Source organism: Duganella sp. S19_KUP01_CR8, assembly GCF_036688705.1.
GTDB lineage: Bacteria > Pseudomonadota > Gammaproteobacteria > Burkholderiales > Burkholderiaceae_D > Rugamonas.
Window position 1 is genome coordinate 38718 of record NZ_JAQQPR010000021.1, and the last position, 24756, is coordinate 63473.

19 protein-coding genes are annotated in these 24756 nt (G+C 66.3%); 9 read left to right on the plus strand and 10 right to left on the minus strand.

All coding sequences use genetic code 11. The annotated features are described in order from the left end of the window. Positions 1-74: 74 nt before the first annotated feature. The 6 genes from V6M89_RS20640 to V6M89_RS20665 form a co-directional block, all read right to left on the minus strand. Positions 75-2147: a hypothetical protein gene (locus V6M89_RS20640; protein ID WP_332854930.1), complete on the minus strand. Its 2073-nt coding sequence runs from the start codon at positions 2145-2147 to the stop codon at positions 75-77. Further along, positions 2134-2805 (minus strand): toll/interleukin-1 receptor domain-containing protein, encoded by a 672-nt coding sequence (locus V6M89_RS20645; RefSeq protein ID WP_332854931.1) that lies wholly within the window; start codon positions 2803-2805, stop codon positions 2134-2136. Before V6M89_RS20645 ends, V6M89_RS20640 begins: the two co-directional genes overlap by 14 nt. Before the next feature lie 8 nt (positions 2806-2813). Further along, complete coding sequence (locus V6M89_RS20650) at positions 2814-3683, minus strand: Tll0287-like domain-containing protein (protein ID WP_332854932.1); 870 nt, start codon at positions 3681-3683, stop codon at positions 2814-2816. A gap of 137 nt (positions 3684-3820) precedes the next feature. Further along, the gene (locus V6M89_RS20655; RefSeq protein ID WP_332854933.1) at positions 3821-4459 is read right to left on the minus strand and encodes an FxDxF family PEP-CTERM protein; all 639 of its coding nucleotides are present in this window, start codon (positions 4457-4459) and stop codon (positions 3821-3823) included. Positions 4460-4634: 175 nt separating this feature from the next. Then, the gene (locus V6M89_RS20660) at positions 4635-7409 is read right to left on the minus strand and encodes a M16 family metallopeptidase (RefSeq protein ID WP_332854934.1); all 2775 of its coding nucleotides are present in this window, start codon (positions 7407-7409) and stop codon (positions 4635-4637) included. A gap of 100 nt (positions 7410-7509) precedes the next feature. After that, a complete protein-coding gene (locus V6M89_RS20665) occupies positions 7510-9159 on the minus strand; it encodes a M28 family metallopeptidase (protein WP_332854991.1) in 1650 nt (549 codons plus the stop codon). 193 nt (positions 9160-9352) lie between these two features. Here V6M89_RS20665 and V6M89_RS20670 point away from each other — a divergent pair, with 193 nt between their 5' ends. Beyond that, complete coding sequence (locus V6M89_RS20670; protein ID WP_332854935.1) at positions 9353-10258, plus strand: DUF2167 domain-containing protein; 906 nt, start codon at positions 9353-9355, stop codon at positions 10256-10258. On the opposite strand, the gene V6M89_RS20675 is transcribed toward V6M89_RS20670, so the two are convergent. Then, a complete protein-coding gene (locus tag V6M89_RS20675; RefSeq protein ID WP_332854936.1) occupies positions 10224-11633 on the minus strand; it encodes a GntP family permease in 1410 nt (469 codons plus the stop codon). The two genes, V6M89_RS20670 and V6M89_RS20675, sit on opposite strands and share 35 nt — an antisense overlap. 178 nt (positions 11634-11811) lie before the next feature. Between V6M89_RS20675 and V6M89_RS20680 the strand changes: the two genes are divergently transcribed. The 4 genes from V6M89_RS20680 (at position 11812) to V6M89_RS20695 (ending at position 15558) form a co-directional block, all read left to right on the plus strand. Next, positions 11812-12960, plus strand: coding sequence for a TIGR04552 family protein (locus V6M89_RS20680; RefSeq protein WP_332854937.1), 1149 nt, complete (start codon positions 11812-11814; stop codon positions 12958-12960). 50 nt (positions 12961-13010) lie between these two features. Then, complete coding sequence (locus V6M89_RS20685; RefSeq protein ID WP_332854938.1) at positions 13011-14045, plus strand: hypothetical protein; 1035 nt, start codon at positions 13011-13013, stop codon at positions 14043-14045. 68 nt (positions 14046-14113) lie between these two features. Next, the gene (locus V6M89_RS20690) at positions 14114-15130 is read left to right on the plus strand and encodes a hypothetical protein (RefSeq protein ID WP_332854939.1); all 1017 of its coding nucleotides are present in this window, start codon (positions 14114-14116) and stop codon (positions 15128-15130) included. A gap of 29 nt (positions 15131-15159) precedes the next feature. Beyond that, complete coding sequence (locus V6M89_RS20695; protein ID WP_332854940.1) at positions 15160-15558, plus strand: hypothetical protein; 399 nt, start codon at positions 15160-15162, stop codon at positions 15556-15558. Positions 15559-15627: 69 nt separating this feature from the next. Here V6M89_RS20695 and pepN read toward each other — a convergent pair whose 3' ends face one another. From pepN to V6M89_RS20710, 3 genes are all read right to left on the minus strand, one after another. After that, on the minus strand, positions 15628-18276 hold the full coding sequence (gene pepN / locus V6M89_RS20700) for an aminopeptidase N (protein WP_332854941.1): 2649 nt from the start codon (positions 18274-18276) through the stop codon (positions 15628-15630). A 115-nt stretch (positions 18277-18391) separates the two neighbouring features. Further along, positions 18392-20458, minus strand: coding sequence for a S9 family peptidase (locus tag V6M89_RS20705; protein ID WP_332854942.1), 2067 nt, complete (start codon positions 20456-20458; stop codon positions 18392-18394). A gap of 110 nt (positions 20459-20568) precedes the next feature. Continuing rightward, positions 20569-20817, minus strand: a complete 249-nt coding sequence (locus V6M89_RS20710) for a hypothetical protein (protein WP_332854943.1) — start codon at positions 20815-20817, stop codon at positions 20569-20571. A gap of 103 nt (positions 20818-20920) precedes the next feature. Here V6M89_RS20710 and V6M89_RS20715 point away from each other — a divergent pair, with 103 nt between their 5' ends. The 4 genes from V6M89_RS20715 to V6M89_RS20730 all read left to right on the plus strand — a co-directional run bounded on the left by V6M89_RS20715 (position 20921) and on the right by V6M89_RS20730 (position 24736). Beyond that, entirely contained in the window at positions 20921-21499 is a 579-nt protein-coding gene (locus V6M89_RS20715; protein ID WP_332854944.1) for a TetR/AcrR family transcriptional regulator, read from the plus strand. A gap of 77 nt (positions 21500-21576) precedes the next feature. Beyond that, entirely contained in the window at positions 21577-22287 is a 711-nt protein-coding gene (locus V6M89_RS20720) for an SDR family oxidoreductase (protein ID WP_332854945.1), read from the plus strand. Between the two features lie 362 nt (positions 22288-22649). Then, positions 22650-23222 carry a hemerythrin domain-containing protein gene (locus tag V6M89_RS20725; protein ID WP_116992590.1) on the plus strand — a complete coding sequence of 191 codons (573 nt, stop codon included), beginning with the start codon at positions 22650-22652 and terminating at the stop codon, positions 23220-23222. Positions 23223-23329: 107 nt separating this feature from the next. Next, entirely contained in the window at positions 23330-24736 is a 1407-nt protein-coding gene (locus V6M89_RS20730; protein ID WP_332854946.1) for an MFS transporter, read from the plus strand. The last annotated feature ends 20 nt before the right edge of the window (positions 24737-24756 follow it).

Here is a 24756-nt window from a genome sequence, read left to right on the forward strand (position 1 = left end):
TCGCATGCTACGGGGCGAATGAAAATCCCTCCAATCACATTTTGAGCGCCGCCGATACGCGCTTCGGTATCGGCTTAGCGTCCGTGCCAGTTCAGGCGGCGCTGCTGGTAGGCGGCCAGCCAGCCGGCGTTTTCATCCAGCACGGCCTTGCCCAGTGCGAACGCGAGGTCGCGGGCCTGGTGTTCTTTTTCCGCGTTCGAACACGGCGCCGTCTCGCTGCGCACCAGTTCCGCGTCGGCGCGGCCATACAGCTTGTGCAGCTGCTCGGCCTGGGCCGCCGTTTCGCCGTGGCCCATCTTGGTGGCCAGCGACAGCCAGGCGGCGCCGATGCCGGTCGCCAGCTTCATGCCCGCCAGCAGCAGGATCAGCGGCAGCATCAGGCGGTGGCCGAACACCAGCGCCACCGCCAGCGCCGTCACCGACATCATCAAGCCGCTGAGCAGCATGTTGTTGCCGAACGCGACAGCGCGCGCATGCTGGCGCCGCCGCCAGCGGTTGCCGGCGCCGCTCAGGTAGGCGCGCTGGTCGTCGATCCAGCCGCGCAGCACGCCGCGCGCCGCCAGGCCCGGCACCGGCGGCGCCACCAGGCAGGCGTCCAGCGCCTGGCGCACCCAGCCCATGCCGCCGCCGGCGCGCTGCGCGCAGTGGTCGGTCACCAGCGACGGCTCGCCGGCGCACAGCCAGTACATCTGGCAGCGCAAGCCTTCGGCCAGCGCGCGGTAGTCCAGATAGGCATTGCGCCGGCGCGACAGCGCCACCCACAGATAGGTGCCGACCGCGCAGATCGCGCCCGAGGTGTACACCACCGACTCCACCAGTTCGCCGTGGATGGCGCTGGTCAAGCGCAGCGTCGGCGCGGCCGAAGCCATGATCACCGCCAGCGCCATGAAGCGCCAGCGATAGCGCCACCAGCGCTTGGCGCGCTCGGCCTGCACGTCGGCCACGCGGAAGGCTTGCAGCAGCGGCGTCAGGGCCGGGCTCAAGGCGGCAGTCCCCTGCTCCGCCCCGCCCTGTCCCAGACTGGCCAGGAAAGCGCCGCCGCTGGCTTCCAGGCTGGCGGCGTAGCGGCGCGCGGTGTCGCCGTCGTGTGCCAGCAGCGCTTGCCGGTGCAGGCGATTCAGCAGATCGATCTCGCGGCCGGCGGCATGCGCGCGGTACAGCACCGCCAGCGTCGGCGCATCGAGCGCGCGTTCCAGCCGGCGTTCGGTGTGGGCGACGGCGTCGCGCCAGGCGCGGTATTCGGCCCAGCGTTCGCAGGCGCGGATCGGCGCGCGCAGCCATGAGCGCAGCGGTGGCGCCAGCACGCCGGGCCACTCCGGCTGCGGCGCAGCCCAATGCGCCACTGCCTCGCCGTCCCGCGCGCCCGCGCGCAGCAGCCGCGCGCCGTCCGCCGCCGACGCTGCAGGCAAACCGTCCGACGAAGCCTGGGCGCGGCGGCTGTAGATATGCAGCAGATTGCCGCGCGCCGGTTCGGCGAAACGGCGGCGGCTGCGCCGGTGCGGATCGCGTTCGACGCCGTGCAACAGCGCATGCACCAGGTCCAGCGTGCCGCCCGGCAGGCGCGGAAACTGCTCGCCGCCGCTCTGTCCATCCCACACCGCCAGCAGCAGCTGGGCGTGGATGCCGAGGTAGCGCGACAGCTGCGCATAGGCCGCTTCTGCGTGCGTCGTCGGCGTCATCGGCGTGCCGGGCAGCGCGTCCGGCGGCGCCGGCGGTATCACGAACACCTTGCCGGCGCAGGCGCTGTAGCGCTGGAAGCGCGCACTAAACGCCAGCCGGCCGGCCTCGAACCCGGCCGGATCGCGCTGCGCCTCGGCCGCGCCGCCGGCCTGCTCGCGGCAGTAGTCGTCGAACGGCATAGGCAAGGCCACCACCAGCTCGATGCGGCGGCCGCCATCGCCCTCGCGCGCGGCGCAGGCGCGCTGCAAGGCCAGTACCTGTTCGGCGAACAGCTGGTCGGCGCCGTCGGCCAGGGCCGTCAGAAAATGGATGGGCGTGTGCGGCAGCGCCGCCGCGATCAGTTCGATAGCCTGGTACAGCTGGGCGGCCACCACCGGCACGTCGTCCGGATGCAGGTCGCGATGGCCGGAGATCGCCACCACGAAGGGCAGCGCGGATGGCGAGAGTGCTTCGTCAGCCGGCTGCATGGCAGCGGGTAAGGAAGCGCTGGCGTTCGGCGGCGTCGTCGATTTCCTGCGCCAGCGCCGCCACCAGCTGGTTGCGCGACGGCGCGGCCAGCATCGCCCGCCGCACCAGCAGGCTGGCGATCGGCCCCAGCTCCAGCGCCAGCGCGCGCTCGATCGCCTCCAGCGCGGCCGGTGTGATGGCTGCAATGGCGGCAGTGGCGGCCGGCGCCGCCGCCGTGTCGGACGCCGCCGGCGATGACGACGCCGCAGGCGGCAAGCGCTCCAGCAGCATCGCCACGCAGTGGCACAATTCGTCCAGGTGTTGTTCCAGGTCGCCGGTGATGGCGTCGAGCCAGTGCTGGGTGCTGATGAAGTATTCCAGGCTCTTCGACAGCGGCACGTTCTCGATGCGGAACGGCAGCACCATCAAGCCCTTGTTGACCGCGCGCTCGACCTCGCGCCGCACCTGCGGCGAATTGTTGGCGCTGGCCGAAAAGATCAACACCAGCATCTTGGCCTGGTCCATCGCGTCGATGATGGACTCGGCCCAGTCGTCGCCGGGACGGATGTCGCGCGGCGCCACCCAGCAGCGGATGTCGGCCGCCTCCAGCCGATGGCAGATGGCGTCGGCAAACACCTTGTCGACATGAGAGTGGCTAAGGAAAACGTCGACGCCCATCGCGCGCCTCAGGCCAGCAAGGCCATGGCTTTTTCCAGGCTGCGGCGCAGGCGGTTGAAGGCCTGGCCCAGCACGGCGATCTCGTCCCTGCCACCGGCCGGGAACGGTTCGACATCCATCCGGCCGGCGCTGACGGCGTCGGCGATGTGGCTGATGCGCCGCACCGGCCGCAGCACCAGCAGGTAGAACATGAGGTTGAGCGCCAGCAGCAGCGCGCCGAAGGTCAGCGCCATGCCGCCCATGATCAGCGTGTAGGCGCGCTCGGCTTCGCGCTGCGGCACCGCCAGCGGCACCGATACGATCTGGCTGCCGATGGTCTCGCCCAGCTTCCAACCGAAGCCGTTGTTGACGCCGTACAGCGCCTTCATGGTTTGCGGCGCGGCGGCCGGCGTGCTGTGGCAGGCCAGGCAGCGACCGTCGCTGATGCGGATCGGCCGCGCCAGGTAGAGCGACGGGCCGGACGGCGTCTGGCGGTCGCCGATCACTTCCTTCAGTTCGCTGTGGTCGCGGAATTGCCGCACCACGTCGGCCTCCCAGTCGGCCACCCGGTCGCGCGGATTGGTGGGGTTGAGCGCCGCTTCCTTGTAGCTGAAATCCGGGTGCGTCTGGTGCAGCTTGTTGAAGCTTTGCGTGGCCGCGTAGGACGGCACCGACTGCGGCAGGAATGCCGTCAGCATGCCCTCGGCCAGCAGCGGCTTGACTTCGTTGGTGGTGTATTCGCGGGCGGCCATGGCGGCGTCCATCATCAGGCTGGCGTGGGAGACCACCTCGCGCCGGGCATTGTCGCGCAGCACATCGCGGGTCATGGCGCCGGTGGCCAGCCAGCCCAGTCCAAATATCAGCAGCAGCAACAGGTTGAATTTGTACAGCAGCTTCATGGCTCATCTACCCGTGCGCAAAAGAATGACTAAATACTATCATGAAATTATGACAACACTTTCATCTTTTACTACACGGCCATAAAAAAAACCCGCCGGCGCAACGCCGGCGGGGTTTTCCTGTGCTGCGGTTCAGGCTAGCTGGTCCGGCGCGCGCGTTGGCGGCGGGCCGCCACTCCCAGCAGGCCGAGACCGGCCACCAGCATCGCGTAGGTGCCTGGTTCCGGCACGGCGGCGGTGACCGCGACATTGTCGACGAAGGCGGTGGCGTCGTACTGGGTCTGGCCGGCAAAGCTCAGCGTGGTGGCGCCGGCGGCGCTGAAGGTCAACGACTTGGCCGTCCAGCCCGCGCCGTAGTTGACCGACTCGACGCTCATCACGTTGCCGCCGACGGAGACCTCATAGACTTCGGTCGGGCCGCCGTAATTGCCGCGGCCGGCGTCCATCCAGGACAGCGTGTAGGTGCCGGGGGCCAGGTTCAGCGTCTGCTGGATAAAGCTGGTGCCCTGGATGCCGATCAGCACATTGCCGTCAGGCGTGTTCGGATTGCCCCATGGGCCGCTATTCGTCAGCATCAGCGGGAAGCCGCCGGTCCAGCCGTTGACGCTGCCGCAATCGTAAGGGCCGCCCAGGTAGCAGTAGGATCCAGCCGGCAGGCTGAAGCCGGGATCTTCAAAACTGCCGTTGACCACCAGGTTGGCCGCCGCCTGCGCGACGCCCCCCATGCTCAATGCCGCCGAGGCCGCGACCAGAGCGGCGAGGATCTTCTTGTTCATAACTGGTGCTCCTTGCAAAGTGGGAGAAGAGATTCAAGTAGATCACATTCGATGCATTCTGTACATTAAAATTATCAAAATACAACGTAAGTTGCAACAAAGGAAATGTTCCGCTGCATCCGCGCCACAAAAAAAATCCCCGCACAAGGCGGGGATTCAGACAGGAATTTAAAACTTACTGGACCGGCTTGCCGTCGGCGTCGATCTTGCGCACTTCGCCCAGGTTCAGGGCCCTCACGCCGGCTTCCACCTTGCTCAGGTCACCCACCACCAGCCAGGTCAGCTTGCCGGGCGTGATGGTGCGCGCCGCCAGCGCGTTGGCCTGCGCCGGCGTCATCGCCAGCACGGTACCGGTGAAGGTGTTGAAGTAGTCGGCCGGCAGCTTGTATTGCAGGATGGTGCCGTAGGCGCCGGCCAGCTGGCCGGCCGTCTCGAACGAACCCGGCAGGCGCAGGGTTTCGTTTTCCTGCGCGCTGCTCAGCTCGGCCGCGGTGATCGGCTTGGCGCCGGCGATGTTGGCGTATTCCTGCACCAGTTCCTGCAGGGCCGCGCCGGTCTTGTCGGTCTGCACCGGCGAGGTGCTCAGGTACAGGCGCTGGCCCACCGCCGGCTGCAGGCCGGCGTTCACGCCATACGACCAGTGCTTGTCTTCGCGCAGGTTCATATTGATGCGCGAGCTGAAGCTGCCGCCGAAGATGTTGTTGACCACTTGCAGCGGCACGGCTTCCGGCGCGTTGCGCGGCGGCGCCAGTTGCGCGGCGTAGATCACGCTTTGCAGCGCGCCCGGCTTGTCCATCAGGTACACCACCGGCTTGTCGGCCGGCGCGACCTGGGCCACGTTCTTCTTGGGCACCGCGCCGGCCTTCCAGCCGCCGAAGGTTTTTTCCAGCAGCGGCGTGATCTCCGCCAGCGTGGTGTCGCCCACCACCAGCAGCGTGGCGTTGTTGGGCTTGAACCAGGTCTGGTGGTACTTGACCAGGTCGTCGCGGCTGATGCGCGCCACGGCGGCCTCGGTGCCGGAGCCGGTCAGCGGCAGGCCGTAGGCATGGCCCTGGCCATAGATCAGGCCCGGCATCACGCGCAGCGCCATCAATTGCGGATTGCTCTTCTCGCGCGCGATCGCCGCCAGCCGGTCCTTCTTCAGGCGGTCCAGCTCGTTCTGGGCGTAGGCCGGATGCAGCAGCACGTCGGCGTAGATGTCCAGCGCTTTCGGCAGCGTGGCCTTGAGCGCGTTGAGCTGCACGAAGGCGCCGTCCAGGTTGCTGTTGGCGGAGTACTCGGCGCCCAGCGCCTCGAACTCTTCGCTGATCTTCAGCGAGCCGCGCGTCGGCGTGCCCTCTTCCAGCATGCGCAGCGACAGGCTGGCCAGGCCGGGCAGGTCCTGCGCGTCGGAGGCGTAGCCGGCGTCGATCATCATCGACAGGTTGACCACCGGCGCGCTGTGGCGCTCGGCCAGCACCACCTTCAGGCCGTTCGACAAGGTCGCGCTCTGCATGGCCGGCAGCTTCAGCGATTCAGGCTGGCCCAGCGTCGGCGGCGCGCTGCGGTCCAGCTTGGCGCCGGCCGACAGGTTGGTCGGGAAAGGCTGCACGTCCAGCACGTAGTCGCCGTCGCTCAGCCATTCGTTCATGGCCTGCTTGATGGCGGCCGGCGTGGCCGCCTTGATGGCCTTCAGGTAGTCCTTGTAGCAGTCCGGGTTGCCGGTGTAGGTGCTGCAGGAAGCCAGCAGGTCGCTCTTGCCGCCGAAGCCGCCGACGCGCTCGACGATGCGGGTGTAGCGCGCCAGCAGCGCGGTCTTGGCGATCTCCAGCTCGGCCGCGGTGGGGCCGGACTTCATCAGCGCGCGCAGCTCTTCGTCGGCGGCCTGCTCCAGCTTGCGGGTGTCGACGCCGGGACGGGCGGTCAGGGTCAGGTCGAACTGGCCGGCGATTTCCGACGAGTCGTTGCTGGCGTTGGCACTGGTGGCCAGCTGGTCCTTGTACACCAGGCGCTTGTAGAAGCGCGAGGTCTTGCCGCCGCCCAGCACGTGCGCGGCCAGGTCCAGCAGCGGCTCGGTCGCGGTGTTCGCGCCCGGCACGTTCCACACGCGGTAGATGCGCGCCTGCGGCACGCGGTCCTGCACGGTGCCGCGATGGGTGCCGGTGCGCTTGGCGATCCACGCCTCATGCTTGGCCAGCGGCGGGCCGGCCGGGATCTCGCCGTAGTATTTCTCGACCTTCTCGCGCGCCTGTTCCGGCGTGATGTCGCCGGCCAGCACCAGGGTCACATTGTTCGGGCCGTAGTTGGTCTTGAACCATTCCTGCACGTCCGTCATCGAGGCCGCGTCCAGGTCCTTCATCGAGCCGATCACGGTCCACGAATACGGGTGGCCGGCCGGCCAGGTGTTTTCCGTCAGCAGCTGGTAGGCCACGCCGTAAGGCTGGTTCTCGCCCTGGCGCTTTTCGTTCTGCACCACGCCGCGCTGCAGGTCCAGCTTCTTCTGGTCCAGCACGCCGAGCAGGTGGCCCATGCGGTCGCTCTCGGCGAACAGGGTGTAGTCCAGCATCGAGGTCGGCACGTTCTCGAAATAGTTGGTGCGGTCGGTGTTGGTGGTGCCGTTCAGGTTGGTCGCGCCGATGCGCTCCATGGCGTTGATGAAGGTGCCCTGGTTGAAGTGGTCGCTGCCGCTGAACATCAGGTGTTCGAACAGGTGGGCGAAGCCGGTCTTGCCGGCCTTCTCGTTCTTGGAACCGACGTGGTACCAGGTGTTGACCGCCACCACCGGCGTCTTGTGGTCTTCATGGACCAGCACGGTGAGGCCGTTCTTCAGCACGAACTTGGTGTACGGGATATCGGGGATGGCGATATCGGATTTGACGGACTTGGCCGGCTCGGCGGCGTGCAGCGCGCCGCTGGCGGACAACAGGGCAATCGAAGCCGCCAGGATGGTGCGGCGTAAGGACAGGGTCATGCGGAATCTCCTCGGTAGGAAAGGCAGGCTGCAAAAAAAAAGCGCACCGGCATTGAAGCGGGTGCGCAAGTATTCTATTGCTTTTTAGTTAAATTGGCGACTATTTGCGCTTGCCCGAGCTGGCGTCGCGGGTGGCGCGGAATTCGGCGTCCTGCGCCCAGTTCGGCCAGGCGCTGGAATCGGCCAGGTCGCGGCCCAGTCCATACAACAGGCCGAGGTCGTGCGCCATGCCGGTGAACGACCAGGCGGCGCTCCACTCGTCCGACGGCTGGTGGTAGTTGTTGGTGTTGTAGTCCTCTTCCGCCTTGTGGCCGGCCGCCAGGCCGCCGTCGATCCAGTCGTCGCCGGAGCCGAAGGAAATCGCCGGCACGCCGCGCTTGGCGAACGGGAAGTGGTCGGAACGGAAGAAGTGGCCCGCTTCAGGTTTCGGATCGGGCGCGTACGCCATGTCCATCTGCTTGGCCTTGGCGATCAACTGGTCCAGCAGGTCCAGCTTGGCGCTGCCGGAGATGGTGAAGTTGCGCGCCGGGCCGTAAGGGCTGAGCGCATCCATATTGATCACGCCGGCCGTTTCGGCCAGCGGATACAGCGGATAGGCGGCGTAGTACTCGGAGCCGAGCAAGCCCTTCTCCTCGGCCGTCACCGCCAGGAACACCACGCTGCGTTGCGGCGCCGGCGCCTTGCCGTAGGCGCGCGCCAGTTCCAGCAAGGCGGCGATGCCGGTGGCGTTGTCGACCGCGCCGTTGTAGATCTTGTCGCCCTTGGCGTCCGGCAGGCCGACGCCCAAGTGGTCCCAGTGCGCGCTGTACATCACCGTCTGTTCCGGCGCGCTGCTGCCGATCACGCGGCCGGCCACGTTCTTCGACACGATGGTCTGGGCGTCGACCGCGTAGCTGGCGCTCAGGTTCACGCCCTTCAGCTGCACCGGCTTGAAGTTGCGGGTTTGCGCCTGCTTCTTCAGCGCCTCGAAGTCCTGGCCGCCGCGCCTGAACAGGTCGATGGCGAGATCGCGCTGGATCCAGGCTTCCATCGGCGCGTGCGCCATGGCCGGCTGCTTGCGCACGATGTCGTACATGACGTTGGTGTTGGAGTTCTTCACCGTGGCCCAGCCGTAGGAAGCCGGCGCGGTCTCGTGCACGATGATGGTGCCCAGCGCGCCGCGCCGAGCCATCTCTTCGAACTTGTAGGTCCAGCGGCCGTAGTAGGTCATGGCCTTGCCGCCGAAGTCGCCGCTGCCGGTCTCGAAATCGGGATCGTTGATCAGCACCACCGCCAGCTTGCCGCGCAGGTCGAAGCCCTTGAAGTCGTCCCACTTGCGCTCGGGCGCATTGACGCCGTAGCCGACAAACACCAGCGGCGCGTTGCGGAAGTCGACCTGCTTGCTGCCGTTCATGGCGGCGCGCACGGCCATGTCGTCGCCCTGCTTGAGTTCCTGGCGGGTGGCGCCGTCGCTGACCACCAGCTTGACCGGGCCCTTGATTTCAAAGCGGCCCAGCGGCACATCCTGGGTCCAGCTGCGCTGGGTCTTCTGGCCTTTGAGCAGGTCGCCGGCCGGCTGCAAGCCGGCGGCCTTGAATTGCTCGATCAGGTAGTTGACGGTCTTGGTTTCGCCGGCCGTATTCGGGCCGCGGCCTTCGTATTCATCCGACGCCAGCACTTTGACGTCTTGCGACAAATGCCTGGCATCGAACTCCGGAACGCTGCTGGCTGCCTGGGCGGTAGCGGCGGCGACCAGCGAACAAATGAGCATGGTGTTTTTCAAATCTGTCTCCGAAATTATTTTAATTAAACTGCGCGGCAATACTGACATGAAATCCACTCACCGGCAATCATGCAGGCGCATGCGGGGCGTACCGTTTTATCCACACCGCGCACGACTTCAAGTAATTACCAAATACGCAATACTTTCCTGTAGGATATGACTTTTCTAACAAGGAGTGACGATGCGCCGTGTCCTGACCGCCCTGTTGTGCCTGATCCTGTGCGCACCATTGCTGGCCGGCGCCGTCGACACGCCGGAGCAGTTACTGGCTGGACTACATTTCCAGACCGGCAGGGTCACGCTGCCGGGCGGCATCGCCACGCTGGACTTGCCGCCGCACTTCCGCTACCTGAATCCGGAAGGCAGCAACAAGCTGCTGGTCGACGGCTGGGGCAATCCGCCGGGCGCGCCGACCTTGGGCATGATCTTGCCGACCAATGTGGATCCGCTGGGCGCGGCCGGCTGGGGCGTGATCGTCAGCTACGACCGGGGCGGCCACGTGCGCGACGACGACGCCGGCGGCATCGACTACGCCGAGCTGCTGGCGCAGCTGAAGGACGCGGTCGCCGACAACAACAGCGCGCGCCGCGAACAGGGTTATGCGGCGATGACCTTGATCGGCTGGGCCGAGCAGCCCAGCTACGACGCCGCGCGGCACCAGCTGTTCTGGGCCAAGGAACTGCATACCGAAGGCAGCAACGAGAACGGCCTGAACTACCACATCCGGGTGCTGGGCCGCGAAGGCGTGCTGGTGCTCAACGCCGTGGCCGGCATGGACCAGATCGCGCAAGTCAGGAGCGAGATGAAGAACGTCACCGCCTTCACCGATTTCACGCCGGGCAACCGCTACGCCGACTTCGACGCCAAGACCGACAAGCTGGCCGACTACGGTCTGGCGGCGCTGGTGGCCGGCGGCGTCGCGGCCAAGCTGGGCCTGTTCGGCAAGCTGTCCGCGCTGCTGCTGGCGTTCAAGCAGGTGATCCTGGTCGCGCTGGCCGCCGGTGGCGCCTGGCTGTACCACGCGCTTGGTCGCCGGGCCGTGGCGCCGGCCGTCACACCAGCCCGGTCAGGTAGTACACCGCGATGACGAAGAACACCGCCGTGGTCTTGATCAGCGTGATGGCGAAGATCTCCCGGTAGGATTCGCGGTGGGTCAGCCCGGTGACCGCCAGCAGCGTGATGACGGCGCCGTTGTGCGGCAGCGTGTCCATGCCGCCGCTGGCCATCGCCACCACCCGGTGCAGCACCTCCAGCGGAATATTGGCCGCCTGCGCGCCCTTGACGAAGGCGTCCGCCATCGCCGCCAGCGCGATGCTCATGCCGCCCGAGGCCGAGCCGGTGATGCCGGCCAGCGAGCTGACCGACACCGCCGCGTTCACCAGCGGATTGGGCACGCTGCGCAAGGCGTCGCTGACCACCAGGAAGCCCGGCAGCGAGGCGATCACGCCGCCGAAGCCGTATTCGGAGGCGGTGTTCATCGCCGCCAGCAGCGCGCCGCCGACCGCCGCCTTGGTGCCCTCGGCGAAGGTGCTGCGGATGCGGCCGAAGGCGGTCGCCACCACCAGCAGGATGCCCAACAACAGCGCCCCCTCCACCGCCCAGATGCCGATCACGGTCTTGATCGGTACCGCCACCGGCGCGTGCAGGCCGGGCAAGGCTTCGATGGTCAGCGCGTAGCTGTCGCCGTACCAGCCGGGGATCAGCTTGGTGAGCATGAAGTTGGCCACGCCCACCAGCAGCAGCGGCGCCACCGACAGCAGCGGATGCGGCAGGCCGGTGCCGGCGGTGGCGGCACCGGCGGCGGTATCCTTGGCGGCGCTGGCGCCATAGCCTTCGCCCCTGGCCATGGCCGCGCGGCGGCGCCACTCCAGGAAGCTCAGGCCGACCACCAGGATGAACAGCGAGCCGATCACGCCCAGCCACGGCGCCGCCCAGCCGGTGGTCTTGAAGAAGGTGGTGGGGATGATGTTCTGGATCTGCGGCGTGCCCGGCAGCGAATCCATGGTGAACGAGAACGCGCCCAGCGCGATCGCGCCCGGCATCAGGCGCTTGGGGATATTGCTCTGGCGATACAGCTCGGCGGCAAACGGATAGACCGCGAACACCACCACGAACAGCGACACGCCGCCGTAGGTGAGCAAGGCGCACACGGCGACGATGACGGCGTTGGCGCGCGAACGGCCGATGTACTTGATCGCCGCCACCACGATGGCTTCGGAAAAGCCGGACAGCTCGATCAGCTTGCCGAACACCGCGCCCAGCAGGAACACCGGAAAGTACAGCTTGACGAAGCCGACCATTTTTTCCATGAAGATGCCGCTGAACACCGGCGCCACCGCGCCCGGATCGGTCAGCAGCACCGCCCCCAGCGCCGCCACCGGCGCGAACAAAATAACGCTGTAGCCGCGATACGCGGCCAGCATCAGAAACACCAGTGCGGCAAGCACGATCAGGAAGGACATGCGGACTCCATCGATTCAAATGAGATCGGCGAATTGTAGAGAAAAACCGGCGCCGGCGTAGCTGGACTGAAAGCAGACCCCGCATTGTCGCAGGCCGCCGCGCACGGTGCGGCGGTGCAGCATTGACGCTGATCAAGCGGACTGCGATACTGAATCATCGCCGCCTCTGTCTGATGCCATGACCGGACTCAAAGCCTCGCTCAAGAGCGGGGGCAAGTTCTCGCTCAACTGGAGTTATCTCAACGCGATTGCCAACGGTGTCTCGGCAATCGACTTGGGGGCGCTGGCGTTGCGCAACCTGCACGACGCCCACCAGTTCGTGCGCGAGTACGGCTTCGACCTGGACCAGCCGGCCGCGACCGCGCTGATCAAGCGCGCCCATCGCGAGGCCATCGATTTCATCACCGGCAGCTTCCTCACGCCCGACCAGGCGGCGCTGATCCCGGCCGACGTCACCCATCCCGACGACCCGCTGGAACTGCTGGTGTACGCCTCGCTGCGCGGCCAGCATGTCGACCTGCGGCGCATGTGGTCGTGCGCGGTGCTGAAGGTCATGCACGGCATCTTCTACATCGACAACAACCTCAAGCTGCGCCACTTTCATGCCATCCGCGCCCAGGTGTTCGGCACGCTGGACGAAGTGATACGCCACGACGGCGACCGCCACTACCTGACCGACGGCGAAGTCTGCCTGCCGATGCTGCACTACGACCGCAAGGACAACAAGGGCCGCAGCAGCATCCTGCTCAAGCTGCTGCAAAAAGCCGCCTACCTGGCGGCCGACATCTTCGACCACCTGGGCGTGCGGCTGGTGTTCGCCACCCGCTTCGAATGCCTGCTGGCGCTGCGCACGCTGCAGCGGGCGCACCTGCTGTCGGTCACCAACGTGGACGCCGAACGCACCCGCAACACCTTGCTGGACCTGGAGGCGGCCAAGCTGATCTTCAACAAATACCGCGCCCAGCTGGAGCACAGCGACGAATATCCGGCCGCGCTGCTGCAAGTCATGGACGCCGAACTGGCCGAGCTGGCGCAACCGCAAACCCGCTGCGACAATCCGCACAGCGGCAGCGGCTTCAACAGCATCCAGGTCACGGTGCGCAAGATGATCCACGTGCAGCAGCTCGACGCCGGACCGGAGCAGGACTACGACGTCGGCTTCTTCTTCGAGTACGAGATCCAGCTGATGGACGAAGCCAGCTACCAGCGCAGCCTGACCGGCCCGGCCAGCCACGACGCCTACAAGAAACGCCAGCTCGACACCGCCCGCACCCGTGTGTTCGGGCGTGAACTGCTGCGCTGGATCGAACAGCAGGTTGCAAACTAGACAATATACAGCCCAGCCCTTAAGATGATGTCCTTTCTGCAAAGGGCATTATGTTACGCACCATTTCCATCCTCAGTATCACCGCCTTGCTGGCCGCCTGCGGCGGCGGTGGCGGCTCCAGCACGGCGGCGCCAGGCACGCCCGCGCCCAACACGCCCGCACAAGCGAGCCTGACGCCGACCGTCGGCGATTTTTATTCCTACAAACAGCTCAATACCAATATCACGCCCGGCGCCGCCCAGCAAACGCTGCCACCCTCGTGGTACACCGACGTGGTCAATGAAGTGGAAGCGGACGGCTCATGGACCGATGTCACCGTCGGTGCCGATTCGTCATCGATGCGCGTCCTGTACCACTACCAGGCCAACGGCGACAACGACCGCTACGTCAACGGCGGCTGCATCCAGAACTATGGCGTGACCTACAGCGCCGCCAAGCACGATTTCGTCGTGGGCGCCGGCTGGACCAGCAGTACGGCCTACACGCGATCGGCAGGCTGCACCGCCAGCTACTCGATCTCCAACACGGCAAGCATCAACGTGCTCGCGCTGGAATCGGTGACGGTGCCGGCGGGTACCTTCAATACCGTGAAGGTGGCCGGCACCCGCAATTTCAAGTACGCAAGCGGCACGTCGGTCACCACCGAATACACGAGTTGGCTCGACGTCGGCACCCACCGCATCATCAAATACAGCGGACAGACGACGACACTTACCGGCGCGACCGGGAAGACTAGCGCTTACGCCAGCGCCGTCGAACTGCAAGGCTATTCGCAAGCCAAGACCGGCGCTTCCTTACCGAATGTCGAACGCTTCGCCGGCCCCTGGACCGCCTCGTACACGGGCGCTTACAACGGCCACTGCAGCGGCTACGTCACGACAGCTGGCGTGCTCACAGTGGGTTGCGACGGCGGCTTTAACATCCAGGGCAATATCGACGCCAAGGGGAATGCGACGCTTGCGCTCTATCAGGGCTCCACCGGCGGCCCGCAATTCAGCGGCAGCCTCGATACGGCGCTGAGTCTGCAGGGTACCTGGAAATTCCCCGACGGCACGGCTGGCAGTTGGACGCTGATCCACCTGTAAGCGGCTAACCGTGCGGCGCCAAAGCGCGCCACGCTTTACCATCGGGCTTTACGGCCTGATGGAGCGGCATGATGAACCTGCGGATCTCTGCCTGGCTGCTGGCCGCCGCGCTGCTGTCCAATGCCGCGCGCGGGCAGCAAGCCGCACCGCCGCGCGTGACGATCGCGGCCACCCGCGACCCGGTCGATAAATCCTACCGCAAGATGATCGCCGGCATGCAGCGCTTCGAACGCGAGCATGCCTTGGCGCCGCAGGCCACGCTGCGCTTCGAACTGCTGCCGCGCCTGCCCACCACCCGGCTCGACGGCATCACCCTGCGCGTGGCCGGCGACACGCTGTCGCTGCCGGTGACGGTGGCGCCGGACCATACCTTCACACTGGAACTCAACGCCCAGGCGCTGAAGGAAGACGCGGCCCTGGTCGCCAGCAGCAAGACCAGCACGCTGACCTGGCGCGCCCGGGTGCGCAGTCCCGGCGTGCCGGCCGGCATGCGGCGGCTGGGCGATTTGCGGCTGGAGTGCAAGGTCGGCGTGCAGGCCGGGCTGCTGTCCAACAACGATCAAATGTTCGCCTGGCTGGGCGAGCTGCTCACCGACGCCGACCGCGTCTGCGCTTCGCCGCAAGGCAACTACCTGTTCTTCAGCGAACGTCCCCTGTTCGCCGTCACGCTGCGCGACGGCGCCCGCAGCGAGACGCTGCCGTTCGACCTGCTGTACGCCGGCGGCACGCAGACGCCGGACACGCTGCCCTTCTGCGACTGCCAGGTGCTGCTGGACCGCAGCTTTTACGCGCCGCTGTGGGACCGCGGCTGGTCCGACGACACGCTGCTGGAATTGAGCTACCAGGACGATCCGCCCGGCGCCGCCGACACCGCCGTGGCCGACGACCACCGCAGCATGCGGCAGATGCAGGCCGCGCTGGGAGCAGCCAGCGTGATCCGCTTCGACAGCGGCTACCAGGTGTGGCGCTACCGCTATCCGTCGCTGGCTCCGGCCAAGAATGGCGAACCGCGCTACGCCGACTTCGTCATCCTGTTCGGCCCGGACGGCATGGCGCGCAAAGCGCGCCTGAGCGAACGCTTGTAAAGCCCGCCGGACAGGATCATGATGTGGCCATGAAAACCACATTCCGCCCCCTTCTCCTGGCCGCCGCCGGCGCTCTGATACTGATCACCACCGCCTGCCACAGCGCGCCACCCGCCGCCGCGAGCGCGGCCCCGCTGTGGCAAAAAATCCAGGCCCAGAACGCCGACACCGGCTGCGACCGCGACAGCCAATGCCACACCATCGCCGTCGGCGCCAAGGCTTGCGGCGGACCGGAGCGCTACATCGCCTGGTCCGAGCGCGCGCAGGACGGCGCCACGCTCAAACAGCTGGTCGCGCAACATGCCGCCGCCCGCGTCGAGGAAGACAAGCGCGGCCACGTGCTGTCGAACTGCATGCTGGCGGTGGATAGCGGCGCCGTCTGCCGCGCCGGCCGCTGCGTGCTGAACGTGGAGAGCGTCCAGCCATAAAAAAAACCACCAGCCTGAACGCGCTCAAGATCGCGTTCGGTGCAGGTGGTTTTTTTTCAGCTGACGAGCTTAGTTGACGGTCATCGCCTTCTTGATGGAGACGCAACGCTCATCTTCCTGATGCGTCACCAGCAGCGCGCGCCGGGTGCCGGCCGACAGGTCCTTCAACTTGCCCACCGCCGCCTGCAAGCGCTGCACGCTGGCCGGCGTGCAGCTGGCCGGTATCATCATGTTGGCATAGGAGCGCATGAAGACCGGGCCGGCGGCCTTGTCGACCTGCCCCAGCTGGGCCAGGCGCTGATTGGCGCTCAGCTCGCTCAGAGCGCCCTGCTCGGCCGGATACAGGTTTTCCATCGCCCGGCGGATCTTCGAGAACGGCAGCTTGGTTTGCGGGTCGGTGATATGGGCCAGCCATTCGGCCTTGACCTTGGCGTCCGGCTGGACCACGGCGGCGCCCAGCGCGGCGGCCTGGCCGCTGTCGGACTTGTCGCGTTCCTGTTCCGCCGCCAGCAAGGCCGCCGCGCCCGGATAGGCGTAGCGGTTCAGGCGGTTGACGATGTCCCAGCGCACGTCCTGGCTGACGTTCAGGCCCGGCACCACCAGCTTGCCGCCGAGGATGTCGGCCAGCTGGGCCAGCGCGGCCGGGGTGCTGGCGATGTCCAAGTAGGTTGAGAACCAGCGGCGCTGGAAGTTGTTGTCGCCGCTGGCGGCCTGGGTGGCGGCGAACGCCATCTGCTCCAGCTGCGTCGCCATCTGGCCTTTATAGCCGGCCACCGACGGCCCCATCTCATCGAGGTAGGCCTTGGCGCTGCGGATCTTGCTGGTGACGTCGCCCAGCAGCGTGTAGTCCTTCTCGCCCGGCGCGTTGGCCAGCACGGTTTTCAGGAACTCGTTGAGCGGCAGCTTGGCGGCGCGCACGCCGTCCCACAGGCTTTGCCACAACATCGAGCGCAGCAGCGGATCGTCGACCTTGCCCAGGCTGGCCTGCGCGGTGGCGAAGGATTTCTTATCCAGCTGCACTTGCGCATAGCCCCAGTCCTGGTAATTCGGGTAGACCAGGTCAGGACAGGCGGCGCCCGCCAGTTCCGGCACGGCGGTGTTGGCGCCCTTGTAGGTGACGGCCACGTTCTTGCCCAGCTTCAGCCCGTCCGCGCCCAGGTTGAACAGGCCGATCTGCACGCGTTGTTCGCGCAGCGTCGGCATCGCCTTGCTTGGCGCGCTCTGGCGCAGATTGAAGCTGCTGATCTTGCCGCCGGCGCAGCTGAATTCCGCCGCGATGGTGTTGACGCCCGGCTCGTACAACCACTGCTTGGTCCAGCCGCTGAGGTCGCGGTGCGCGGCCTCGCCCAGGCTGCCGATGAAATCGTCCAGCTTCGCATTTTGATACGAGTACTTGACCAGGTAGTTGTGCACGCCCTGGCGGAACACTTCCTCGCCCAGCAGGTGGCGCAGCTGCTTCAAGGTCGACGCGCCCTTGGAATAGGTGATGGCGTCGATATTGTCGAAGGCGTTGGCGGTGGACGGCACCGGCGTTTCGATCGAGTGCGTGGTCACGCGCTGGTCCTGCACGTAGGCGCCCTGCTTGGCGCCCGAGTAGAAGCCCTGCCATGCGTTGCTGAACTCGGTCGACTCGGCCGTGGCCAGCGTGCCCATGAAGGAGGCGAAGCTTTCGTTCAGCCACAGGCCGTTCCACCACTTCATCGTCACCAGGTCGCCGAACCACTGGTGCGCCATCTCGTGCATGATGACGCCGGCCAGGCTTTGCTTCTGCGCCGCCGTCATCTCGTCCTTGTACAGGAAGCCGCGCTCGGCGAAGGTGATCGCGGCCGCGTTTTCCATCGCGCCGTACAGGAAGTCCGGCACCAGCAGCTGGTCGTATTTCTCGAACTGGTAAGGCACGCCGAAGTACTGGTCAAAAAACTTCAGGCCGCGCCGGGTGTAGTTGAACCAGTCCTGCGGCGACACCTGCGACGCCACCGACTGGCGCGCGAACAGGCGCATCGGGTACGGGCCGCCGTGGTCTTCCCACACCTTGTACGGGCCGGCGTGCATGGCGAAGTTGTACGAGCTCAGCTTCTTGGTGCGCGGGAAGGTCCAGCGCTTGGTGTTGCCGATGTCCTGGATGCCGGTCTCGCGCTTGGTCGACGACACCACCCAGTCGGCCGGCGCGGTGACGGTGATTTCATACGTGCCCTTCAGGTCGGGCTGGTCGAACACCGGGAACATCTGGTGCGCGGCGGCCGGCTCGAAGTGCGAATAGGTGTAGACGCGGTTGTCGACCGGGTCGACCATGCGGTGCAAGCCTTCGCCGTTGGTGCTGTGCAGGCGCGTGTAGCTGATGGTGACGCTGTTGCGGCCGGCCTTCAGCGCGGCCGCGCCGATGGTGATGAACCACTGGTTGTATTGCGGCGTGACTTCCTTGCCGTTGACGGTCAGGCTGAGGATGGTGGCCTTGTCGAGGTCGATGGTCAGCGGCTGGCCGGCGTCGCTCAGGTCGAAGCTCAGCGTGGTGGTGCCGGAGAAGGTTTCCTTGCCGGTCAGCGTGAAGTCCAGCGTGTAGTCGACATTGGCCACGCGCGCCGAACGGGCGGCGGCGTCGGCTTGCGACAGGAAGGCGTTCTCGGCGCGCTGGGTGGTGGCTGGGGCGGCGGCCGGAGCGGCGGCCTGCGCGGCGCCATAGGCCAGCGCGACGGCGACGGCGGTTAAGGTCTTTTTCATGTGTTGTCCTGGAATGGGGGAGGTGCTTGCGGGGATCGCGGCTCGTGAGTGCGGACTTGCACCCCGCACGGCAAACCGGGGTCGGACCCCTCGGGGTCCGACCCCAGCGGTGGGGTTACTTTTTCAGGTAGGTATCGAGCCAGTCGATCACCGTGTGGTGCCACAGCAGCGAGTTGGCCGGCTTCAGCACCCAGTGGTTTTCGTCCGGGAACATCAGCAGCTTGCTCGGGATGCCGCGGCGTTGCAGCGCGGTGAAGGTGCCCAGGCCCTGCGTGGTCGGGATGCGGAAGTCCAGGTCGCCCTGCACCACCAGCATCGGGGTTTTCCAGTTCTTCACTTTCAGCGCGGGGTTGAACTTCTCGTGCAGTTCCGGCACGTCGTAGTAGGCGCCGCCGTTTTCCCATTCGGTGAACCAGATCTCTTCGGTGGCGTACGCCATGCCGCGCGTGTCGAACACGCCGTCATGGTTGACGATGCACTTGAAGCCGTCCGACCAGTTGCCCTCGATCCAGTTCATCATGAAGCCGCCGTAGGACGCGCCCAGCGCGCAGCTGCGCTCGCGGTCCAGCCACGGGAATTTCTGCACCGCTGCGGCCAGGCCTTTTTGCAAGTCTTCCAGAGGCTTGCCGCCCCAGTCGCCGCTGATCGAATCGGTGAACTTCTGGCCGTAGCCGGTCGAACCGTGGAAGTCGATGAACACGGTGGCGTAGCCGGCGCCGGCGTACACCTGCGGATTCCAGCGATAGCTCCACGAGTTGCCGAAGCTGCCCTGCGGGCCGCCGTGCACCAGGAAGGCGATCGGGTATTTGACGCCGGGCTGGGCGTTCCATGGCTTCATCACGTGGCCGTAGACGGTCTCGCCGTTGGCGCCGGTGAAGGAGAACTGCTCGTACTCGCCGAACTTGACGTCGGCCAGCGCCTGCGCGTTCAGCGTGGTCAGCTGCTGCAGCTTATCGGCCGAATTTGCCATACTGCCGAGCTTGAACTTGAACAGCTGCGCGCCGGAGGCCAGGTTGGCCTGCGCCATGACGACGGTGTCGCGCGCGACGTCGAAGCCGCTGACGTAGCCGTTGCCGGTCAGCGCCGTCACCTTGCCGCTGGCGGCGTCGATCGAGAACAGGCGGTGCTGGCCGATATCGTCGGCGTTGGCCAGCAGGGTCTTGCTGTCCGGAGTCCAGCGGTAGTCGGCGATCGAGCGGTCCCAGCTGTCGGCGACGGTGCGCTTCTTGCCGGTGGCGACGTCGAGCAGCACCAGGTGGAAGCGGTCGGCCTCGAAGGTCGGCTTGTCCATGGCCAGGTAGGCCAGGGTCTTGCCGTCCGGCGAGTAGATCGCCTTGGTGTCCCAGGCCGGGTTGTCGGCGGTCAGGTTCTTGACCGCGCCGCCTTCGGCCGCCACGGTGTAGACGTCGAAGTTGGTCGACCAGGCTTCGGTCCGGCCGGCGATGCGGGCCGAGAACACCACGGTCTTGCCGTCCGGGCTGAAATGGTATTCGTCGTGGTCGCCGAACGGCTTGGACGGCACGTCGCCGTCGAGCATGCCGGACAGGCTGACCGGCTGCGCGCTGACCTTGCCGCTGGCGTCGATCGGCGCCGCGTACAGCACGTTGGTGCGGCCGTCGGCCCAGGTGTCCCAGTGGCGCACGAACAGCTTGTCGTAGACCTTGCCGCTGGCCTTGTTCTTGCCCTGCGCGTCCAGGCGCGACTTGGTGCAGGCCAGGTCGGCGCAATCGCGGAACACGGCCAGGCTCAGCGCCAGGCGGTCGCCCTGCGGCGACAGGCGGAAGTTTTCCACGTCCAGCGCCAGGTCGGTCACGCGCGCCGCCTCGCCGCCGGCCAGCGGCAAGCGCCACACCTGCTGCGAGCCGGAACGGGCCGACAGGAAGTAGACCGCGTCGCCGGCCGGCGACCATTCGGGATCGCTGCTGCTGGCGTCGGCCTGGGTCAGGCGCACCGGCGCGGCCTTGGGCGCGCGCAGGTCCAGCATCCACAACTGGGTGTTGCCACGGTTCTTGTCCAGGTTGGTGGAACGCACCGTGTAGACGACACGGGTGGCGTCCGGCGACAGCACTGGGCTGCCGACGCGCTCCATCTTGACCATGTCTTCAACGGTAAAGCCGCGCGGCGCGGCCCAGGCGTTGGAAACCGCGACGGCGGTTCCCAACAGCAGCAGTGATAGTCTCATTCGGTGATCTCCGACGTTATAAGAAAAATACCGGCTGGTGGCCGGCTGTCGGCATGATACCAAGATCGCAGTGCAGCAAGCAAAACAGTTACTTGGCTGTTACTTACCAGTTACTTGCCGCCGACGTTGGTGCTTTCGCGACGGTACTCGCGCAAATCGTCCTGGGTGACGGTTTGCACACCGTCGTTGGAGCATTCGCGGCGGCGGATCGAGGTGCCGGTGGCGGGTTCGGACGAGCGGCACGACTTGCCGGCCGAGGCTTGCGCCGGCACCGCGCTATCGGTATCGGCGGTGGTGGCACAGCCCGCCAGCAGCACTGCGCACAGACCAGCCAGCAAGGAAAGCAGTTTGGAAGACATAGTCAAAACCCTTATCAAGAACTTATGGTTAGTGTATTGATATCATATATTGACAACAAAAATAATTCTTGACTATTTTGAGACGACCGGTCATATTTAGCGCATGGCTAAACCACACGTCAAAGAGCAAATCGTCACCGCCGGCTTGAACCTGCTTCACAGCAAGGGCTTCAACGCCACCAGCGTCCAGGACATCACGGAAGCTGCCGCTGTGCCGAAGGGCTCGTTCTACAACCACTTCGCCAGCAAGGAAGCGCTGGGACTGGAAGTGTTGCAGCGCTACCGCGCGGCGGCGGCCGGCTATCTCGACGTGCTGGACGACGCCGGCCTGTCGCCCAAGGCCAGGCTGCGGGCGTATTTCGACCTGCTGATCGGCGCCAACACCGCCACCGACTACAACTGCGGCTGCCTGCTGGGCAACTTCAGCAGCGAGCTGTCGACCCAGATCCCGGCCATGCGCGACGCGCTGCGCCTGGCCTACGATGAATGGGCGACCGGCCTGGCGGTGGTGATCGCCGAAGGCCAGCGCGACGGCAGCATCGGCGCGCCGCAGCCGGCGCTGGAACTGGCCCATTTCGTCATCGACGCCTGGCAAGGCGCGGTGCTGCACGCGAAAGCGGCCCACGGCCGCGCGCCGCTGGACCGCTACGCCGACATGGTGCTGAACCGTATTTTGCTGTGATGCTTTTTTTTTCGCCGGTTTTTAAGATGACCGGTCATATTGTTTTGCATCGATTTTAACCACTGAAAGGAACTACCATGAACATCAAAGATGCCGTCGTCCTCATCACCGGCGCCAACCGCGGCCTGGGCAAAGCCCTGGCGCAAGCCGTCCTCGCCGCCGGCGCCCGCAACGTGTACGGCGGCGCCCGCGATCCCGCCAGCGTCACCCTGGCCGGCGTCACGCCGATCAAGCTCGACGTCACCAACGCGGCCGACATCGCCGCCGCCGCGCAGGCCATCCCCGACCTGACCATCCTGATCAATAACGCCGGCATCTACACCGGCAGTGACGTCTCCACGCCGGACGCCGCCGCCTCGGCGCGCGCCGAGCTGGAAACCAACCTGTTCGGCCCGATGGCGCTGAGCCAGGCCTTCGCCCCCACGCTCAAGCGCAACGGCGGCGGCGCCATCGTCAACATCCTGTCCGCACTGAGCTGGATCACCATCCCGACCAGCGGCACCTACAGCGTGTCCAAGGCGGCCGCCTGGGCCATGACCAACGGCCTGCGCGCCGAACTGCTGACGCAAAACACCCAGGTGCTGGGCGCCCACATGGGCTTTATGGACACCGACATGACCGATGGCGTGGACGCGCCCAAATCGGCCCCGGCCGAAGTCGCCCGCCTCATCGTCTCGGCGCTGGAAGCGGGCCAGGACGAAGTGCTGACCGACGACACCGCGCGCCAGGTCAAGCAGGGCTTCACCGCGCCGCGCAGCGCCTACCTGGGCCAGCCGCGCCCAGCCTGATCGCTACCGCAGCGCAGCAATCTGGCCGCGGCGAAACATCGACGCGGCCAGATACAAAATATTTTTGATCGACGCAATAAATCACGTATTTTCATCCGCAAAATAGGCGCATAATTTCCTACTCAGTCAGGAAGAGTACGCACGTTCACGACCGGCATGGCGTGTAGTCAACTCGTTTTCCCCGCCGGTAATCTTCGCGATTTTATTTCGATAATGTTATTGCCACACGACCAGTTGTGAACAATTGTAAATCGACGTTGAATGAGTCCGACACAGCGCTAAGGTAGCGGTCTTCACCTCGGGCGCGTCCGCCATCCAACGCTTGCCGCGCAGCCGAAGTCAGACGAAATACGGGAAACGTTATGCTCACTGCCACCTATGTCTTATTGACACTATCCATCGAACAAAAAAAAGAACGCCACTTCATCGCCCGCCTGCTGCAATACGTGCAGTCGATCGCGCGTCGCCCGCAGGAAATCGATCCTGTGTTCATCGAATCCCAGCTCAAGGAACTGACCACTTTTGCCGAGTCGCGCCACCAGCGCAAAGTCGAGGTCTGCCTGATGCCGGCCGTGCGCGCGGCCGACGCCAATTGCGGCGCGCTGATGAACGATCTCGAATCGCTGAGCCGGCTCGGCGGCGCCATGCTCAACGCCGTGCACAAATGCCTGCGCCGCGCCATGCGCCGCAGCGCTTCGCAGGGCAAGTTCCTGTGCCGCACGGTGGACCTGTATTGCCAGAACCTGCTCAAGCGCCTCGACAAGGAAGAGCAGGAGTTGTTGCCGCTGGCGCAGAAGGTGATCTCCAGCGAAGAATGGTTCGAGATCGGCAGCCAGTTCCTGGCGCAGGAAGACAACGGCGCCGCCACCCAGCCGGAGCTGCGGCCGCGCCGCGCCCGCATCTATGACGCCGGTCCCGGCGCAGCGGCGGCCTGACCTGGCGCAAGCGCGGTGCGGGAACACTGCGGAACACTGTTGTTTTGAGTTCCGCCGCGCGCCGCTAAAGCTTGCCTAAGCAAAATCGTGCAGATAATATCGTCTGCATGCAGACCCATACCGCCACCGTACTGCACCTCCGCGGCGCCGCCGGCATGGACGCCATTTACCGCAAAATCAGCTGGCGCCTGCTGCCGCTGCTGATGCTGTGCTACGCGGTCGCCTGCCTGAACCGCATCAACCTCGGCTACGCGCAACAGCAGATGCAGGCCAGCCTGGCCTTCGACGACCAGGTCTACGCCTGGGGCGCCGGCCTGTTCTTCGCCGGCTGCTGCCTGTTCGCCCTGCCCGCCAACCTGCTGCTGGAAAAAACCGGCGCCCGCCGCGCGCTGCTGCGCCTGATGCTGTGCTGGGGCGTGGCGTCGGCCGCCGCCGCCTTCGTCCGCACGCCGTTCCAGTTGTACGCGCTGCGCTTCGCGCTGGGCGCGTTCGAAGCCGGCTTCTTCCCCGGCGTGATCCTCTACCTGTGCTGGTGGTACCCGGCGCCGCGCCGCGCGCGCGCGTTCGCGGTGTTCGCCTCGGCCGCGCTGCTGGCCGGCGTCGCCGCCGGTCCGCTGTGCGATGCCACGCTGGCCGCCCTGCATGGCGCGGCCGGCCTGCAAGGCTGGCAATGGCTGCTGCTGACGCAAGGCCTGCCGGCCGTGCTGCTGGGCGCCGTCGTCTACGGCTACCTGGATGAGCGCCCCGACGACGCCGACTGGCTGTCGCCGTTCGAACAACTGATGATCGAACAGGACCTGGAACGCGACGAGGCGCAACTGCTGGCGGCATTCACTGCCGGCCAGCCGGCGCCGGACGACGCCGCGTCGCCGTCGACCGCCGACATCATCGCCTCGTTGTTGAGCGACCGCGCCCTGTGCCTGCTGGCCGCCGCCAACCTGCTGCTGATCGGCGCCAGCTACGCGCTGCTGTCCTGGGCGCCGGCGCTGATGCAGCGCTGGGCCGAAGCAAGCCATATGCAGCCTGGCCTGCTGGCCGCGGTCCCCAGCCTGGCGGGGGTGATCGGCATGATCGCCATCGGCTACGACTCCGACCGCCGGCGCGAACGGCGCGGCCACTTCGTCGCCTGCATGGTGCTGGCCGCCGGCGGCCTGGCGCTGGCCCTGGCCGCCAACGACGGCATGGCCTGGTCGCTGGCCGGGCTGGCGCTGGCGTCGCTGGGCATCGCCTCGGCGGCGCCGCTGCTGATCGCCATCGTCACCGACCTGCTGTCGCGCCGGCGCGCGCCGGCCGGCATCGCGCTGGTGCTCAGCGTCGGCCTGCTGGGCGGGGCCTTCGCCCCGGTACTGAGCGCGCGCCTGCTGGCGTGGGGCGGCAGCGCCGCCATGCTGGCCGTGCTGATCGCCATGTACCTGGCGGCCGGCGCCATCCTGCTGCTGGCCTTGCGGCTGGCGCCACGCCACGGCGGCCCGGACGCGCGCCATGGCAGCAGCGACAAGATGGCCCGCAACTGAAGACGCAACTGAACATATAA